This is a genomic window from Arthrobacter sp. 05L428 (assembly GCF_056397665.1).
In genome coordinates, this window is record NZ_JBFTNW010000003.1 from 1 (window position 1) to 16,114 (window position 16,114).

Below are 16,114 nucleotides of genomic sequence, written 5' to 3' on the forward strand. Positions count from 1 at the left end.
GTACTAATAGGCCGATAACTTACACCACACACTCCTTTGCGTGAACGGATTCAAAAGACGTTCACACCAGCAGAGGAGTACAAAGAAACAAGACTGCTTGCGTCCACTATGTGGTTCCCAAACAACAAACCCGCCACGGGCACGTTGCTWGAAGGAACCAAAACTGAATAACAACACCACCACCGCCCCGCCACGGGCGGTAGCGGACAAGTTGTAACCACCAGATTTCCCACCCCAGGACAACCCTCACCAGGGCCCCRGGGGCGCGGACACAGGGTTACGGCGGTCATAGCGTGGGGGAAACGCCCGGTCCCATCCCGAACCCGGAAGCTAAGACCCACAGCGCCGATGGTACTGCACCCGGGAGGGTGTGGGAGAGTAGGTCACCGCCGGACATACATTAGGTCGAGAGCCTCCAACCACCAGGTTGGAGGCTCTCCCCCTTTAACCCCAAAAACGTATAGCGCCCCTCCCGCACTCCCGGCGTGCACACCACCGACCCTTGTAAAGTTGATGCCTATGGATAACCTCTTCAGCCACGCCGCGGCAGCCCCGGAACCCGAGCCGGCCGAAGGGCTGGAGCCGGTGGTATGCACCGTCGTTGTCCCCGGCCCCGTGGCTCGGGCTTTCATGGGTTTCACCGAGCACACGCACCTCTGGTGGCCGCTCGAGGGCCACAGCGTCTACGGCCCGGGCTCCTATGTTGAGTTCGAGGAAAGCCTCATTCTTGAGACCGCAGACGACGGCAGGACCGCCATCTGGGGGTCCATCGACGACTGGCAGCCACCCTTGTCCTTCCACGCCACCTGGCATCCCGGGACGCAGGCCCTGTGGTCCACGGAGCTGCGGGTGGCCTTCCGGGCCGTTGAGGGCGGCACCGAGCTCCGGTTGGTGCACAGCGGCTGGGAAGGCGCGCAGGACCCCGCCGCTACGCGAGCGGACTACCAGGCGGGCTGGCCCGGCGTGCTGCAGCGGTTCGTCCGGTTTATGGGCGGCGCCGATGACTGACGGTGAGCTGCCGGTGACCCGGCCCGTGATCCGTCGGTTCGAAGCGGGGGAGTGGAAACAGTACCGCGCCCTACGGCTGGAAATGCTGGAGGATGCGCCCACGGCTTACGTGGAGAGCCTCGACTCGGCCCGGGAGCAAACGGACCGGCAATGGCAGGAGCGCGCCGCGCTGATGGCGGCTTCGGGTTGCGTATCCCTCGTGGCCGGAGATGCCGCGGAGCCGGCTGATAGCCCGCATTCCGCCTCGCCGCTCCCTGCCGGCGGGGTGCCTGCCGAGGTCAAAGTGCCTGCCGGTGAAGACCTTGCCGCTGCCAGGCTGCGGGCACTGATGCGCGTTGTGCCGAAGGTCCCGCAGGATCCTGACCGTCCGCGCCAGGCAGTGCTGCTCAGCGTCTACGTGGGCCCGGAGTTGCGGGGCTCCGGCCTGGCCGACGAGATGCTGCGGCGGGCCATCGCCGGTGCCCGGGATGAGCTCGGCGCCGTGGTGCTGGAACTTGGCGTGCACGAGGCAAACGGCCGTGCCCAGGCGTTCTACTCCCGGCACGGGTTCAAGGACACCGGACGGCGGGAACCCTACCCGCTTGATCCGGACCGCTCGGAGATCATCATGGAACTTCCCTTGGACGCGCCCTGCGCACTAGAAGCACCAGAAGCTACAGAAGCGCCGGCAGAGTACAGCTAGCGCAAGGGTGCGGCGTCGGCCGGCGGGACGGCCGTGCTGGAACGGATCACAAATTTCGTCGGATACTCGGTGTCCGCCGCCGCCGTGTCCGCGCCGCCGTCGAGCCCTGCGAGCAGACGGCGGACCGCCATCGCCCCTTGACCGCGAGGATCCTGGTCGATGGTGGTGAGGCCGAATAGTTCGCCGAGTTCGTGGCCGTCGATGCCGATGACGGACAGATCCTGGGGAACGCGCAGTCCGAAGTCGCGGGCGGCGAGGATGGTGCCGATCGCCATCTCATCCGAGGCCGCGAAGACCGCTGTGGGGCGTTCCGGGGAACTGCCGAGCAGCTGACGGGCGCTGGCGTAAGCACCCTGGATGGTGAAGTCGGCGGAGACCAGCCATTCCGGACGGATCGTCAGCCCGGCGTCGCGCATGGCCTTGGTAAAGCCGCCCTGGCGCGTGCCCGGCAGCCGGAAGTCCTTCTCATACGCCGCGTCACCGGTCATATGCGCAATCCTGCTGTGGCCAAGCTGGATCAGGTGCCGGGCGGCCGCCTGGGCGATGCCCGAGTCGTTGATCCGGATCGTCGAGGCGCCCGGCAGGGGCCCGCCAATCCCCACGATGGGGCGGTGGATGGCGAGCAGCTGCTGGATCTCGGCCTCGCTGAGCTCCAGGGAGACCGCAATGACCGCGTCCACGCGCTTGCGCAGCAGGAAGTCGTTGAGCACGCTGTGCCGGCGCTCCTCGCCCTCGCTGACGTTGTACAGCGTGAGGTCGTAGCCGGCGTCGAGCAGGGTCGCGGATACGCCCTCCACCACCGAGGAGAAGAACCAGCGGTGCACGGACGGAACCACGACGCCGACGTTGTGGTTCCGCCCGGACGCCAGGCTGGAGGCGTGGTATGACAGGACAAAACCGAGCTCGGTTGCGGCGGCCTGGGCGCGCTCACGGCTCTGGGCCGAAACATTGCCCTTGCCGCTCAAGGCGCGCGAAACGGTGGCGATGGAGAGGCCGGCCCGTTCCGCGACGTCCTTGATGCCGGGCATTTTTAGCTCTCCGTGTCCTCGATGTAGATTTCCAGCCAAACAGTTTCACCTGAGCTTAACCGATGGGCGTCTTCACCCTGTTCCCCCGACACGGAGCTGCGCAGCAGCACCTGTCCGGCGGGCAGTTCGAGCGGCTCCTGCCCGACGTTCAGCAGCACCGCGGTGGTGCCGTTGAGGTAGGCCAGCGAGGTGTCCGTGCACCAGTTTTCAATCCAGTTGAGGGAGCCCTGGCCGAGGCTGAGCTCGCGCCGGAGCGCCAGCATCCGCCGGTACAGGGACAGGTGCGACGACGGCGACGCGGCCTGCGCGTCCCGGGCCAGCTCGGCGAAGCTCGCCGGCTGCGGCAGCCACGGATCCGCTCCGGCGCCGAAGCCCGCGTGGGGCTCGCCGGAACGCCATGGCAGCGGCACCCGGCAGCCGTCCCGGCCCAGACGCTCGCCGCCGGTCCGACCGAAGGTGGGGTCCTGGCGCTGGCTGTCCGGAATGTCGATGCCGTCGGGGAGGCCGAGTTCCTCGCCCTGGTAGAGGTACGCGCCGCCGGGCAGGCCCAGCATGAACATGGAGGCCGCCGCGGCCCGGGAGCGTCCGAGTTCCTCGTCCGGCTGCACGTCGGCGGGGCCGATGCCGTCCCCGTCGCGGGGCGCTGGTCCGTTGTAGCCGAAGCGGGTGGCGTGCCGGACGACGTCGTGGTTGGACAGCACCCAGGTGCTCGGCGCACCGACGGCGTCCAGGGCGGTCAGTGACTCCGTGATGACGTGGCGCATCCGGTGCACGTCCAGGCCGGCGTGCAGGTAAGGGAAGTTGAAGGCCTGGTGCATTTCGTCCGGGCGGACCCAGTCGGCGAGCCGGGGGAGCGGGTCCACGTTGGCTTCCGCGCAGAGGATGCGGTCGGGGCCGTATTCGGCCAGGATCCGGCGCCAGGTCCGGTAGATGTCATGCAGCGCCGGCTGGCCGAACATCGGGGCTTCGTGCCCGGGGAAGCCGTGCGAGCTGTTGCCGTCGGCGCGGCCGCCCCATTCGGGCAGGCCCGGCGCCTTGACGAGGGCGTGGGCGACGTCGACCCGGAAGCCGGAGACGCCGCGGTCCAGCCAGAAGCGCAGGACGCGTTCGAATTCGGCGTGGACGGCGTCGTTGTCCCAATTGAAGTCGGGCTGGGAGGTGTCGAAAAGGTGCAGGTACCACTGGCCGGGGGTGCCGTCCGGTTCGATGATCCGGGTCCACGCCGGTCCGCCGAAGTGCGACTGCCAGTTGTTCGGGGGCTGCTCGCCGGAATCACCGCGGCCGTCCCGGAAGATGAACATGTCCCGCTCCGGGCTGCCTGCGGGGGCTGCCAGCGCCGCCTGGAAGGCGGAGTGCTGGTCCGAGCAGTGGTTGGGCACGAGATCCACGATCAGCCGCAGCCCGAGGCGCGTGGCCTCGGCCATCATGGCGTCGAAATCCGCCAGGGTGCCGAACAGGGGATCGACGTCGCAATAGTCGCTGACGTCGTAGCCGGCGTCGCGCTGCGGGGAGCGGTAGAACGGCGAGAGCCAGACCGCGTCGATCTCCAGCTCGGCGAGCTGCGGGAGTTCGGCGGTGATGCCGGCCAGATCGCCGACGCCGTCGCCGTTCAGGTCCCGGAACGAGCGCGGGTACACCTGGTAGATCACGGCGGAGCGCCACCAGCCGGGGGTGTCATCTGCAGCGTGCACCAGGGTCAGCGGGCCGGCCAGTGCGGCGGGGGCTGTGAGTACTGAATCAACGGACATGCCGGTAATCGTAAGTCCCCGACGTCGAAATTGAAAACGCTTCCAGTCGATAAATCTTTTGAGTCTGCTCGGGGAGCCTGGGGTGGATCCGCGGCATGGGCCCGCATGTTCCGCGCCACTAGGCCTTCTAGAGGTGTCTGGCAGTCTCCCAGCGTGGTCGCCGCCCCGCGACACGCCACGCTAGAATGACTTTCCAAAGCGTCCATCACCGTGTAGCTTGGAAGCGCTTGCAGCTGTGAGCCACATCACCGACGATGCCACCGGGCCCAGGAGACTTCCGAAGAGCCCTACGCGTGGATGCAGGATTTTATGAAAGGGACACCAATGAAGGTGCAGAACACCCTCACAACCGGAACCAGCCGCCGGGTATTCACGGCCGGTGCGATCTCCGTTGTTGCAGCGCTGGCGCTCAGCGCCTGCGGCGGCGCAGCAGCCTCCGGTCCGGCCACGGCCACGGCCTCCGCCTCCGCGAAGCCGGACCTCAAGTCCGGCGGCGCCGGCACGATCACCATGTGGGTCGACGCCGAGCGTTCACCCGCTCTGAAGGACATCACCGCGAAGTTCAAGGCTGACACCGGAATCGACGTGAAGCTCGTCGTCAAGGACTTCGCAGCTGTGCGCGACGACTTCATCACCCAGGTCCCGACGGGCAAGGGCCCGGACCTCATCGTCGGCCCGCACGACTGGGTAGGCAAGTTCGTCCAGAACGGCGTGATCGCACCCGTCGAGCTTGGCGACAAGAAGGACGCCTTCCAGGAGTCCTCGATCAAGGCCATGTCCTTCAACGGCTCGGTCTACGGTGTTCCCTACGCGATCGAAAACATCGCACTGCTGCGCAACACGGCCATCGTGCCCGACGCGGCCAAGACCATGGACGAGGTCATTGCCAACGGCAAGAAGGCAGTCGCAGACGGCAAGGCCAAGTTCCCGTTCCTCGTCGGCATGGACCCGAAGCAGGGCGACCCGTACCACCTGTACCCGCTGCAGGCCTCCATGGGCTCGCAGGTCTTCGGCAAGGCTGCCGACGGCGGCTACGACCCGAAGCAGCTCCTGATCGGAGACGCTGCCGGCGTCGAGTTCGCCAAGAAGCTCACCGCCTGGGGCGACAAGGGCGAAAAGATCATCAACTCCAACATCACCGGTGACATCGCCAAGGAGAAGTTCCTCGCCGGCGAGTCCCCGTACTACCTGACCGGCCCGTGGAACCTCCCGGACGTACAGAAGAAGGGCATCAAGTTCGCCGTTGACGAGCTGCCGACCGCCGGCGACCAGCCGGCCCAGCCGTTCATCGGCGTCAACGGCTTCTTCATCAGCGCCAAGAGCGCCAACGCCCTGGCCACCAATGAGTTCGTCACCAACTACCTGACCTCCGAGGCAGCCCAGGACTCCATGTACAAGGCCGGCGGCCGCCCGCCGGCACTGAAGGCCTCCTTCGACAAGGCAGCCAGCGACCCGGTTGTTGCCGCCTTCGGCAAGATCGGCGCCACCGGCGTCCCGATGCCGGCTATCCCGGAAATGAGTGCTGTCTGGGCTGACTGGGGAGCCACCGAGCTCGCCCTGATCAAGGGCCAGGGCGACCCGGCTGCTGACTGGGCCAAGATGGCAGCCAGCATCAAGAGCAAAATCAAGGGTTAGTCCCCGCGCCGGTTCCTGACGCTTCCACGCGCCGGGAACCGGCAGCACCGGGCCGGGCGGCCACCAGGCTGCCCGGCCCGTTCCTGCATCACCCCAGCTTCTCCCAAGGACTGTAGACAGCCATGTCAGAAACCGAACTCCGCGAGGACACCGAGCCCGCAGCGTCGTCCGCCCCGGACCCCGCCACCACAACCTCCGGCCGGCAGGCCAGAACCCTCCGCCAACGCCGGACCGGCCCCGAGGGGGTGAAGGGCACCATCGCCAAGATCGTGCTGCTGGGCCTTGTCGATGCCCTCGCTGTCTACGTCCTGATCATGCTCTTCCTGAGCCAGTCCTGGCTGGCCCTGGGAGTCTCCGCCGCCGTCGTAGTGGTGATCAACTGGATCTACCTGCGCAAGGGCGGCCTGCCCGCCAAGTACCTGGCCCCGGGCGTGCTCTTCCTGCTGGTTTTCCAGGTCTTCGTGGTCATGTTCAGCGGCTACATCGCCTTCACCAACTACGGCGACGGCCACAACAGCACCAAGGATGACGCGATCGCCGCCATCCAGCTCACCGCACAGAAGCGGGTACCCGACTCCCCGGCCTACAAGACAGCCGTGCTGGCCAAGGACAACTCCTTCTACCTGCTCTTCACGGACCCGCAGGGCAAGGTCTCGCTCGGCAGCACCGAGACGCCGCTCAAGGAGGTCTCCGGGGCCGTCAAGGACTCCACCGGCAAGGCCAAGACGCTGGACGGCTACCAAACCCTGAACTTCCAGGAAATCGTGGCCAACCAGCAAAGCATCCTGGACATCACCGTGCCGGTCTCCGCGAACCCGGCCGACGGCACGCTGCGCACCGCGGACGGCAGCAACGCCTACCAGTTCAAGCCGGCGCTGAAGTACGACGCGGCCGCTGACACCTTCACCGACACCACCACGGGTGCGGTCTACCGCGACAACGGCAAGGGCGCCTTCGCCGCGGACAACGGTGAGACACTGTCCACCGGCTGGAAGATCGACGTCGGGATGGAGAACTTCGCCCGAGCCTTCACCGATCCGAGCCTGCGCGGACCCCTGCTGGGCGTCATCCTTTGGACCTTCACCTTCGCCGTGGCCTCCGTCGCGCTGACCTTCGCCATGGGCCTGTTCCTGGCCATCACCTTCAACCGCGAAGACCTCAAGGGCAAGAAGGTGTACCGGATCCTGATGATCCTGCCGTACGCTTTCCCCGCGTTCCTCACCGGCCTGGTCTGGTCCGGCATCCTCAACCCGGAGTTCGGCTGGCTCAACCAGACCCTGCTTGGCGGGGCCTCGATCGGCTGGCTTACGGATCCGGTCCTGGCCAAGATCAGCGTCCTGGTGGTCAACCTCTGGCTCGGCTTCCCCTACATGTTCCTGGTCTGCACCGGCGCCCTGCAGTCGCTGCCTAACGAACTGGACGAGGCCGCCCGGATGGACGGCGCCGGCCCGTGGCGCGTGTTCCGCTCCATCAAGCTGCCGCTGCTGCTGGTCTCGATCGCCCCGCTGCTGATCTCCTCCTTCGCCTTCAATTTCAACAACTTCAACGTGATCTTCATGCTCACCGGCGGCGGACCCCGGTTCGCCGACACCGACCGGGACATCGGAGCCACCGACATCCTGATCACCCTCGTCTACAAGGTTGCCTTCGGGCAGGGCACCGGCCGTGACTACGGCCTGGCCAGCGCCCTCGCCATCATCATCTTCATCATCGTGGCCACCGTTTCGGCCATCAGTTTCAAGCAGACCAAGGCACTCGAGGACGTGAACTCATGAACGGGTCAGCACCGCGCACCGCGGCTCCGGCGCACCAGGCCGAGCAGGGCATCACCACCGGCACCACCGACGTCGAATACCTCAAGTCGCTGCAGCGCCGGCGCCCCTTCGGCGTCTGGTTCAAGGACAAGGGCTGGCGCCACCTGGTGGGCGTCATCGTGACGATCTTCGCCGTCTTCCCGCTGCTCTACGTGCTCTCGGCGGCACTGAACTCCACCGGCACCCTGGTGGGTTCCAACGCGCTGTTCAGCAAGATCGACTTCGGGAACTTCACCGCCCTGTTCGACATGCCCTCGCGGCCCTTTGCGCAGTGGTTCCTGAACACCATGGTGGTGGGCGGCGTGACCTCCGCGGCCACGGTGTTCCTCGGGGCGATGGCAGCGTATGCCTTCTCCCGGATGCGCTTCACGGGCCGCCGGGTGGGCCTGCTGAGCCTGCTCCTGCTGCAGATGTTCCCGCAGCTGCTGGCCGTCGTCGCCATCTTCCTGCTGCTCAGCGGCATCTCCGAGGTCATCCCCGCCCTGGGCCTGGGCAGCCAGCTGGGCCTGATCATGGTCTACCTGGGCGGCGCCCTGGGCGTGAACACCTACCTGATGTACGGCTTCTTCAACACCGTGCCGCAGTCCCTGGACGAGGCCGCCAAGATTGACGGTGCGAGCCACAGCCAGATCTTCTTCGGCATTATCATGCGCCTGGTCACGCCGATCCTGGCCGTCGTGGGGCTGCTGTCCTTCATCGGCATCTCCGGCGAATTCGTGATCGCGTCCGTGGTGCTCACGGACCCGGACAGCCAGACCCTCGCCGTCGGGCTCTACTCCTTCGTGGCGCAGCAGCGCTCCGAGAACTGGGGTGTCTTTGCCGCCGGCGCGGTCATCAGCGCCATCCCGGTGATGGCCCTGTTCCTGTTCCTGCAGCGCTACATCGTCAGCGGGCTCACGCAGGGCTCGGTGAAGGGCTAGGCATGTCCGGCGCTGGCATGGCCGGGCTGCTGCCGCACCACGACGGGTCCGGCCTGCACGCACCGCAAACGGTGGAGGCCGGAGCCGCGGCCCGGCTCCGGATCCGCATCCCGGACGCGTGGGGCCGGGCCAGCCGGGTCTGGCTCCGCTCCGTGCACGACGGCGAACCCCGGTACACGGGCTGCGTGAACATCGGCGAGGCCGACGGCTGGGTGTGGTGGGAAGCTGACATGGCGGTCACCAACCCGGTGGCCCGCTACCGGTTCCTGATCGAGGCCGACGCGCGGTACTGGACCCTCAACGCGCAGGGCCTGTTCAGCAGGGACGTCTCCGACTACGCGGACTTCCGGCTGACTACGTTCCCGGCCGGCCCGCCGTGGCTGCGCCAAGGCACCATGTACCAGGTCTTCCCGGACCGTTTCGCGCGCTCGGCCCGGGCAGCGGCGCACCCGGTCCCGGACTGGGCCGTGCCCAGCGACTGGGACGGCACCGAAGTGCAAGGCTCGTCCGCCGAGACACCCTTCCAGTTCTACGGCGGCGACCTGCACGGTGTCACGGAACACCTGGACCACATCCAGGGGCTCGGGGCGGACATCATTTACCTGACGCCGTTCTTTCCCGCGCGGTCCAACCACCGCTATGACGCCTCGACCTTTTCCATGGTGGACCCGCTGCTGGGCGGCGACGCGGCCCTGGTCGAACTCGTGGAAGCGGCCCACGCCCGCGGCCTGAAAGTGTTGGGGGACCTCACCGCCAACCACTCCGGCGACGCGCACGAATGGTTCCAGCGCGCCCTGGCGGCACCGGACTCCGAGGAAGCCGGCTACTACTACTTCAACGAGGACCACAGCTCCTACGAGGCTTGGTACGGCGTGCCGTCGCTGCCCAGGCTGAACTGGTCCTCGGCCGGCCTGCGGGACAAGTTCGTCTTGGACGACGAATCCCCGGTGGCCCGCTGGCTCCGCCCGCCGTTCAGCCTGGACGGCTGGCGGATCGACGTCGGCAACATGACCGGACGGCTCGGGGAGACCGACCTCAATCAGGAAGTGGCCCGGCTGATCGCGGAGCGGGTCCGCGGAATCAACCCGGACGCGGCGCTGCTGGCGGAGGCGACCAACGACGCCGCTCCGGATTTCAGCGGCGAACATTGGCACGGCGCCATGACGTACTCCAATTTCACCCGCCCGCTGTGGGCCTGGCTCTCCGGCGACGCCGGGCACGTCAACTTCTTCGGCACACCGCTGCCCGGGCCCAACCGGATCGGGGCTGAAGATTTCCTCGCCACGCACCAGGACCTGGCCGCCGCCTTCAGCTGGGACGTCCGGCAGCAGAACATGAATGCCCTGAACAGCCACGACACCGCCCGGGCCGCCACGGTCATGATCGACGGCGGCCAGCAGCTGGGCGCTGTGCTGATGTTCACCCTGCCCGGCGTGCCGGTGGTGTTTGCCGGGGACGAGTTCGGGCTCAAGGGCGACAACGGGGAGTTTTCCCGCACGCCCATGCCCTGGACCGACCCCGCGCGGATCCTGGCCGACCTCCGTGGCACGTATGCCGCGCTTACCGCGCTGCGCCGGGAACAGCCCGCCCTCACCGGCGGCGGACTCCGCTGGCTGCACGCGCAGGGGGACGCGCTGGCCTTTGTGCGGGAAACCGCGGACAGCACGGTGCTGGTGGTCGTGGCCAGGACCGCCGCAGACGTCGAACTCGCCACTGGCCTGCTCTCCGCCGGGCAGCTCGCCGCGCTGGCGCAACCGCATGTCTTTGCTGCCGGCGACATCGTGGCGGAGCCGGGGGCCGCAGGCGCGCTCTTCCGCAGTGGCGGCCCAGCGGCCGCCCTCTGGGTGCTGCCGGGCGTGGTGCTGCCGGCACCCTAGACTGAAGGCCGAGACTGACGGCCGGATTCGACGGAGAACTGGAGAGCGCATGCGCGGCATTGTTGAGGAGTTGACGTCCGCCCTGGGCGGGGCGAAGGTCACCGTGGATGAGGCGGCCCTGGCGGCGTACGCCGTGGACCAGGCGCCTGTACTGGACTACCAGCTCCCGCAGGCCGTGGTCCTGGCCGAATCGGTGGCGGACGTCCAGGCCGCCGTCCGTGCCTGTGCCGCCCACCGGATTCCACTGGTGCCCCGCGGCGCGGGCACCGGGGTCTCCGGGGGCGCCCACGCCAGCGAAGGCTGCGTGGTCCTCAGCCTGGAACGGATGAACCGCATCCTGGACCTCAACCCGGACGACGAGACCGCCGTCGTCGAACCCGGCGTCATCAACGCCGCACTGAACGACGCCGCTGCGATGCACGGCCTGATGTACGCGCCGGACCCGGCCAGCTACCGGATCTCCACCATCGGTGGGAACGTCGCCACGAACGCCGGCGGCCTGCGCTGCGCGAAGTACGGGGTAACGCGGGACTCCGTGCTGGCGCTCGACGTCGTGCTGGCGGACGGCACGCTGATCCATACCGGGCACCAGACCTTCAAAGGTGTGGCCGGCTACGACCTCACGGGCTTGTTCGTGGGCTCCGAGGGCACCCTCGGGATCGTCGTCGGGATCACGGTGCGGCTGAAGTACCTGCCCCGGGAAGTCCACACCATCGCCGCGTTCTATCCCGACTTCCGCAGCGCCGCGGCGGGCGTCCTCGCGGTGGGCAAGGCGCGCGTGCAGCCGGCCATCATGGAACTGCTCGACGGCGGCTCGCTCGCCCAGCTCGACGACGCCCACGGCTCGGACCTGGCCTCGCGGGGCGCCTCGCTGCTGCTGATCCAGACCGACGGTTTCGGCGCCGCCGCGGAGGCCGCCGCGATCCGGCCGCTGCTGGCCGCCGGCGGAGCGGTGGTGACCATGGAAGCCAGTGCCGAGGCCGAACAGCTGGTGGAACTCCGCCGCAACAGCCGCGGCGTCGAGGTCGACGACGAATACCGGGTGGGCGAGGACGTCGCCGTGCCGCGGTCCCGGCTGGTGGACTACGTTGCGGAGCTGGAGGCGATGGCCGTGCGGCACCAGGTCAAGCTCAAGGTGGTGGCCCACGCCGGTGACGGCAACCTGCACCCCACCTTCTGGGTGGACCGGGCCGGCGATGCGGTGGACGCCGCGGCCATGGAACGGCTGGGAGCGGCCCTGGACAACTCGGTCACCGTGGCCCTCGCGATGGGCGGCACCATCACGGGGGAGCACGGCATCGGCCAGTACAAGCTGCGCTGGCTGGGCCTGGAGCAGACGGAACCGGTGCGCGAACTGCAGCGCCGGATCAAGGAGCTCTTCGACCCGGCCGGGATCCTTAACCCCGGCAAGGCGATTTAGACCGGCTGTGCCGGAACCGGTTCCACCCAACTAGCTCGCAATAGTTGTCGTTTTGAACTCTCAAAGCGACAACTAATGCGAGCTAGTTGGGCCGGGAAGCGGGTGTTCAGTCGTCGGAGTCCGGGTATTCGTCGATCGCCTCGTCGTCGCCGTACCGGGACTCCTCGGTTTCGACTTCCAGGATCTTGAGCAGTTCGGTGTCCGGGTTCAGCATGATCGCGGCCTCGTCCCGGCGGTGCCGGAGCTCGGAATCGATGTAGGACTGCACAGCCTCGGCCAGCGGAATGTGCCGGTTCTCCTTCTCGGACATGTACCAGCGGTGCTCCAGGATCTCGTGCACGGCCTCCGCCGGTTCGAGCTTCCCGGAGAGGTCGCGCGGGATCGAGCGGACGATCGGCTCGAAGATCTGGCTTACCCACAGGTGCGCGCTGTATTCCTCGTCCATGCCGGGGTTGTTATCCGCCCGGAAGGAGTCCATGTCGTTCAGCAGCCGCCGGGCCTGGTTTTCCTGCGCATCGAGGCCGGTCAGGCGCAGCAGCCGGCGCTGATGGTGCCCCGCGTCCACCACCTTGGGCTGAAGCTGGATCGTGGAGCCGTTCTGCGTGGTCTTGATGGCGTATTCCTCGACGTCGAAGCCCAGTTCGTTGAGCCGGCGGATGCGTGCGGCCACCCGCCAGCGCTCACCGATTTCGAAGGATTCCTTTTCCGTCAGCTCGGTCCAGAGCCGCCGGTAGCTCTCCATGATGAGCTCGCTGGTGGCGACCGGATCGACCTTTTCCTCGATCAGGCCGCCGTCGAGCAGGTCCATCAGTTCTCCGGCGATGTTGACCCGGGCGATTTCCAGGTCGTACTCGCGCTGTCCGGTGGACAGGTCCGGGTACAGCTCGCCGGTTTCGGCGTCCACGAGGTAGGCCGCGAAGGCGCCGGCGTCGCGGCGGAAGAGCGTGTTGGAGAGCGAGACGTCGCCCCAGTAAAAGCCGATCAGGTGCAGCCGGACCAGCAGCAGGGCCTGGGCGTCGATCAGGCGGGTCAGGGTGTCTTTGCGCAGCATCTGCGAGAACAGCGCGCGGTACGGCATGGAGAACTTCAGGTGCCGGGTGACCAGCACGGGATTCAGCGGCCGGCCCTCCGGGGTGGTGCGGCCGGTGATGACAGCGACCGGCTCCACGCAGGGGACATCCAGCCGGGCGAGCTTGCGGAGCATGTGGTACTCGTGCCGGGCGATGTGCTCCGAGGTTTCCTTGATGGCGATCACCGAGCCGCCCAGGTGGGCAAACCGCACGATGTGCCGGGAGATGCCGCGGGGGAGGGCGGCAAGATATTCCGCCGGCCAGTCCTCCAGGGCGATGTGCCAGGGCAGGTCCAGCAGTTCGGGCTCCGTGGCCGCGGCGGTGATGCTCAGCGAACTGGAGACGGCCTTGTCGTTGGCGCTGGCGGCCTCGTACCGGGGCAGCTTGCCGATCTGGCCGTAGTCAGTGGGTTCGTCGTGCCACTGGGCACCGTTGTCCTCGGTCATGCGGTTTTCCTCGGTCATAACGCAATTCTCCCGTACGAGGGCGGGCCTCGCCTAAAATCTGCCGGTTAACGGCCGACGGCGGCCCTCCCGGAGGAGGACCGCCGTCGGATGCTGACGTGGGCCCACGCCGGCAGGGATCCCTAACCGAAGCGAAGCGAGGTTAGGGGGCCGGTGGGTGGGCCCACGCCGGCAGGGATCCCTAACCGAAGCGAAGCGAGGTTAGGGGGCCGGTGGGGACTAGTCGCCCAGGCGCAGGCCGGTCTTGGTGTCGAACAGGTGCACGTGGCCCGACTGCGGGCGGACCCAGACGGTCTCGCCCTTCATCGGGGGACGGCGGCCGTCGACGCGGGCCACGATGTCGTGGTCCTTGCCGTCCAGCGTGGTGTGGCCGTAGACGTAGGCGTCGGCGCCGAGTTCTTCGACGACGTCGACCTCGACCTGGAGGCCCTCGCCCTGCGGCGCGGTCTCGAGGTCTTCCGGACGGGTGCCCAGCGTGACGGTGGAGCCGGAAGCGTCCTCAAGGACATCGCGCGGGACCGGGTAAACGGTGCCCCCGAACTGCACGCCGCCGTCGACAACGGGGAGTTCGAGCAGGTTCATGGCGGGGGAGCCGATGAAGCCGGCGACAAAGACGTTCTTCGGCTTGTCGTAGAGGTTGCGCGGGGTGTCCACCTGCATCAGCAGGCCGTCCTTGAGCACAGCGACGCGGTCGCCCATGGTCATGGCCTCGACCTGGTCGTGGGTGACGTAGACGGTGGTGACGCCGAGGCGGCGGGTCAGCGACGCGATCTGCGTGCGGGTCTGCACGCGGAGCTTGGCATCCAGGTTGGACAGCGGCTCGTCCATCAGGAACACCTGCGGGTTACGCACGATTGCGCGGCCCATGGCGACACGCTGGCGCTGGCCGCCGGAGAGGGCCTTCGGCTTGCGGTCCAGGTACGGCTCGAGGTCCAGGAGCTTGGCGGCTTCGCGGACACGCTCGGCGCGTTCTTCCTTGCTGACACCGGCAATCTTCAGCGCGAAGCCCATGTTGTCCGCGACCGTCATGTGCGGGTACAGGGCGTAGTTCTGGAAGACCATGGCGATGTCGCGGTCCTTCGGCGGGACGTCCGTGACGTCGCGGTCACCGATCAGGATCCGGCCGGAGTTCACGTCCTCAAGGCCTGCGAGCATGCGCAGCGAGGTGGACTTTCCGCAGCCGGAGGGTCCAACGAGGACCAGGAACTCGCCATCGGCGATTTCAATGTTGAGCTTGTCAACAGCGGGCTTCTCTGTGCCCGGGTACAGACGCGTAGCGTTATCAAAAGTAACTGTAGCCACAGTTATCAATCCCTTCACCGGCAGGTACGTGCCGGACGATCCGTAGTGAATGGTTCTTCATATTCAGTTGTGGCATCCGGAGGTGGATGCGCATGCTCCCCGGCCAAGGCCGAGGAGCATCCAATGACGCCGCACGGTAGTTGTGCGCCACATCACATACAGAGTATGTCAGATTTTTGGCTTTTGGGCTAAAAAGTTACGGATGTCACAGGTGAGGTTGCGCACTCAGGCTCTCCGGGCGGTCTGTATGCTGTGCCCATGACGGCCTTGCAGATCTATGTCAGCTTCCCCGGCACGGCGCGGGAGGCGCTTGGCTTCTACGCGGACGTTTTCGGCGGGGGCTTGTCCCTGTTTACGTATCAGGAGTTCAACCGCACCGACGGCCCGCCGGATGCCATCGCGCACGGGCAGCTTAACGGCCCTGTAGCCCTGGCGGGATCGGATGTGGCGGCGGGCCAGCAGGGTGTCCGGTGCGAAGGCCTGATGCTCTCACTCCTGGGGACCGCCGCGCCGGCCGTCCTGCACGAGTGGTTCGACAAGCTCTCGGCCGGCGGCCGGGTGGTGGACCCCCTGGGCCCGAAGCCGTGGGGCGCCTCAGACGGCCAGGTCGTCGACCGCCACGGACTTCACTGGCTGATTGGTTACGAACCGGAGTCCGCATCCAGCTAATGGGCGTTGAGGCCTTGATCGTCAGCTAATGGGAGTCAGTTTGGTTCGGTTCCGACTCTTTTCGCGGGCGGGCTTTGCGCGTGGGGTCCACCGTGCCATCGGTCCCGTAGTTGCCCTCGGAATACCGTCCGACTTCCGAGTCCGCGGTGCGCGCCGGCGCAGATCCGGCCCCGCCGTAGTCCGCCCTGACGTAGCGTCCCGATTCCCGGGCCTTGTCGCCTAGCGGTTCGGGCAGTCCACCTTCGGATCCCGCCGCGCCGTAGTTGCCTTCAATGTACTGGCCTTCCTCGTCGTCCGCGTGCCGGCCGGACTGTGCGCCGGACTTGCCGAAGTCGCCTTCGACGTACCGGCCCCGGAGGTCTTTTTCCTCGGGGTTCGTGCCGGAACCGGCTGCATCCGAGGTGTTTTCCTTGCCGCTGTTCTTGGTCATGATCGTTCCTTCCCGAAACGAAATCTGCGTCTTGTGCGGCGCAATTT

13 protein-coding genes and 1 rRNA gene are annotated in these 16,114 nt (G+C 67.2%); 9 read left to right on the forward strand and 5 right to left on the reverse strand.

Annotation, left to right across the window (positions count from 1 at the left end; all coding sequences use genetic code 11):
• The first annotated feature begins 278 nt into the window (after positions 1–278).
• The 3 genes from rrf (at position 279) to AC1DH3_RS08610 (ending at position 1,690) form a co-directional block, all read left to right on the forward strand.
• Positions 279–395: ribosomal RNA gene (gene rrf / locus AC1DH3_RS08600) — 5S ribosomal RNA — on the forward strand.
• A 124-nt stretch (positions 396–519) separates the two neighbouring features.
• Positions 520–1,008 carry an SRPBCC domain-containing protein gene (locus AC1DH3_RS08605; protein WP_476893189.1) on the forward strand — a complete coding sequence of 163 codons (489 nt, stop codon included), beginning with the start codon at positions 520–522 and terminating at the stop codon, positions 1,006–1,008.
• A complete protein-coding gene (locus tag AC1DH3_RS08610) occupies positions 1,001–1,690 on the forward strand; it encodes a GNAT family N-acetyltransferase (protein ID WP_441418184.1) in 690 nt (229 codons plus the stop codon). The genes AC1DH3_RS08605 and AC1DH3_RS08610 overlap by 8 nt, the downstream gene beginning before the upstream one ends.
• Here AC1DH3_RS08610 and AC1DH3_RS08615 read toward each other — a convergent pair.
• Positions 1,687–2,718 carry a LacI family DNA-binding transcriptional regulator gene (locus tag AC1DH3_RS08615; protein WP_476909063.1) on the reverse strand — a complete coding sequence of 344 codons (1,032 nt, stop codon included), beginning with the start codon at positions 2,716–2,718 and terminating at the stop codon, positions 1,687–1,689. The genes AC1DH3_RS08610 and AC1DH3_RS08615 overlap by 4 nt on opposite strands.
• A 2-nt stretch (positions 2,719–2,720) precedes the next feature.
• Positions 2,721–4,466, reverse strand: a complete 1,746-nt coding sequence (locus AC1DH3_RS08620; RefSeq protein WP_441418186.1) for a glycoside hydrolase family 13 protein — start codon at positions 4,464–4,466, stop codon at positions 2,721–2,723.
• A 324-nt stretch (positions 4,467–4,790) separates the two neighbouring features.
• Between AC1DH3_RS08620 and AC1DH3_RS08625 the strand changes: the two genes are divergently transcribed.
• From AC1DH3_RS08625 to AC1DH3_RS08645, 5 genes are all read left to right on the forward strand, one after another.
• On the forward strand, positions 4,791–6,101 hold the full coding sequence (locus AC1DH3_RS08625; RefSeq protein ID WP_441418187.1) for a sugar ABC transporter substrate-binding protein: 1,311 nt from the start codon (positions 4,791–4,793) through the stop codon (positions 6,099–6,101).
• Between the two features lie 122 nt (positions 6,102–6,223).
• The gene (locus AC1DH3_RS08630; RefSeq protein WP_441418188.1) at positions 6,224–7,876 is read left to right on the forward strand and encodes an ABC transporter permease subunit; all 1,653 of its coding nucleotides are present in this window, start codon (positions 6,224–6,226) and stop codon (positions 7,874–7,876) included.
• Complete coding sequence (locus tag AC1DH3_RS08635) at positions 7,873–8,835, forward strand: sugar ABC transporter permease (RefSeq protein ID WP_441418189.1); 963 nt, start codon at positions 7,873–7,875, stop codon at positions 8,833–8,835. The genes AC1DH3_RS08630 and AC1DH3_RS08635 overlap by 4 nt, the downstream gene beginning before the upstream one ends.
• A gap of 2 nt (positions 8,836–8,837) precedes the next feature.
• Complete coding sequence (locus AC1DH3_RS08640; protein WP_476909064.1) at positions 8,838–10,712, forward strand: glycoside hydrolase family 13 protein; 1,875 nt, start codon at positions 8,838–8,840, stop codon at positions 10,710–10,712.
• Positions 10,713–10,761: 49 nt separating this feature from the next.
• Positions 10,762–12,132: an FAD-binding oxidoreductase gene (locus tag AC1DH3_RS08645; RefSeq protein ID WP_476893182.1), complete on the forward strand. Its 1,371-nt coding sequence runs from the start codon at positions 10,762–10,764 to the stop codon at positions 12,130–12,132.
• Between the two features lie 106 nt (positions 12,133–12,238).
• On the opposite strand, the gene AC1DH3_RS08650 is transcribed toward AC1DH3_RS08645, so the two are convergent.
• A complete protein-coding gene (locus AC1DH3_RS08650) occupies positions 12,239–13,648 on the reverse strand; it encodes a DUF4032 domain-containing protein (protein ID WP_441418391.1) in 1,410 nt (469 codons plus the stop codon).
• A gap of 237 nt (positions 13,649–13,885) precedes the next feature.
• A complete protein-coding gene (locus AC1DH3_RS08655; protein ID WP_476909065.1) occupies positions 13,886–14,968 on the reverse strand; it encodes an ABC transporter ATP-binding protein in 1,083 nt (360 codons plus the stop codon).
• Between the two features lie 258 nt (positions 14,969–15,226).
• On the opposite strand from AC1DH3_RS08655, the gene AC1DH3_RS08660 reads away from it, so the two are divergent.
• Entirely contained in the window at positions 15,227–15,637 is a 411-nt protein-coding gene (locus AC1DH3_RS08660; RefSeq protein WP_441418193.1) for a VOC family protein, read from the forward strand.
• Between the two features lie 25 nt (positions 15,638–15,662).
• On the opposite strand, the gene AC1DH3_RS08665 is transcribed toward AC1DH3_RS08660, so the two are convergent.
• Positions 15,663–16,067, reverse strand: a complete 405-nt coding sequence (locus tag AC1DH3_RS08665; protein ID WP_476893179.1) for a hypothetical protein — start codon at positions 16,065–16,067, stop codon at positions 15,663–15,665.
• Positions 16,068–16,114: the final 47 nt, after the last annotated feature.

Bases quoted from the DNA above. Each gene is read 5' to 3' on its own strand.
- AC1DH3_RS08605 (WP_476893189.1), top strand. From the start codon at position 520: ATGGATAACCTCTTCAGCCACGCCGCGGCAGCCCCGGAACCCGAGCCG.
- AC1DH3_RS08610 (WP_441418184.1), top strand. From the start codon at position 1,001: ATGACTGACGGTGAGCTGCCGGTGACCCGGCCCGTGATCCGTCGGTTC.
- AC1DH3_RS08615 (WP_476909063.1), bottom strand. From the start codon at position 2,718: ATGCCCGGCATCAAGGACGTCGCGGAACGGGCCGGCCTCTCCATCGCC.
- AC1DH3_RS08620 (WP_441418186.1), bottom strand. From the start codon at position 4,466: ATGTCCGTTGATTCAGTACTCACAGCCCCCGCCGCACTGGCCGGCCCG.
- AC1DH3_RS08625 (WP_441418187.1), top strand. From the start codon at position 4,791: ATGAAGGTGCAGAACACCCTCACAACCGGAACCAGCCGCCGGGTATTC.
- AC1DH3_RS08630 (WP_441418188.1), top strand. From the start codon at position 6,224: ATGTCAGAAACCGAACTCCGCGAGGACACCGAGCCCGCAGCGTCGTCC.
- AC1DH3_RS08635 (WP_441418189.1), top strand. From the start codon at position 7,873: ATGAACGGGTCAGCACCGCGCACCGCGGCTCCGGCGCACCAGGCCGAG.
- AC1DH3_RS08640 (WP_476909064.1), top strand. From the start codon at position 8,838: ATGTCCGGCGCTGGCATGGCCGGGCTGCTGCCGCACCACGACGGGTCC.
- AC1DH3_RS08645 (WP_476893182.1), top strand. From the start codon at position 10,762: ATGCGCGGCATTGTTGAGGAGTTGACGTCCGCCCTGGGCGGGGCGAAG.
- AC1DH3_RS08650 (WP_441418391.1), bottom strand. From the start codon at position 13,648: ATGACCGAGGACAACGGTGCCCAGTGGCACGACGAACCCACTGACTAC.
- AC1DH3_RS08660 (WP_441418193.1), top strand. From the start codon at position 15,227: ATGACGGCCTTGCAGATCTATGTCAGCTTCCCCGGCACGGCGCGGGAG.
- AC1DH3_RS08665 (WP_476893179.1), bottom strand. From the start codon at position 16,067: ATGACCAAGAACAGCGGCAAGGAAAACACCTCGGATGCAGCCGGTTCC.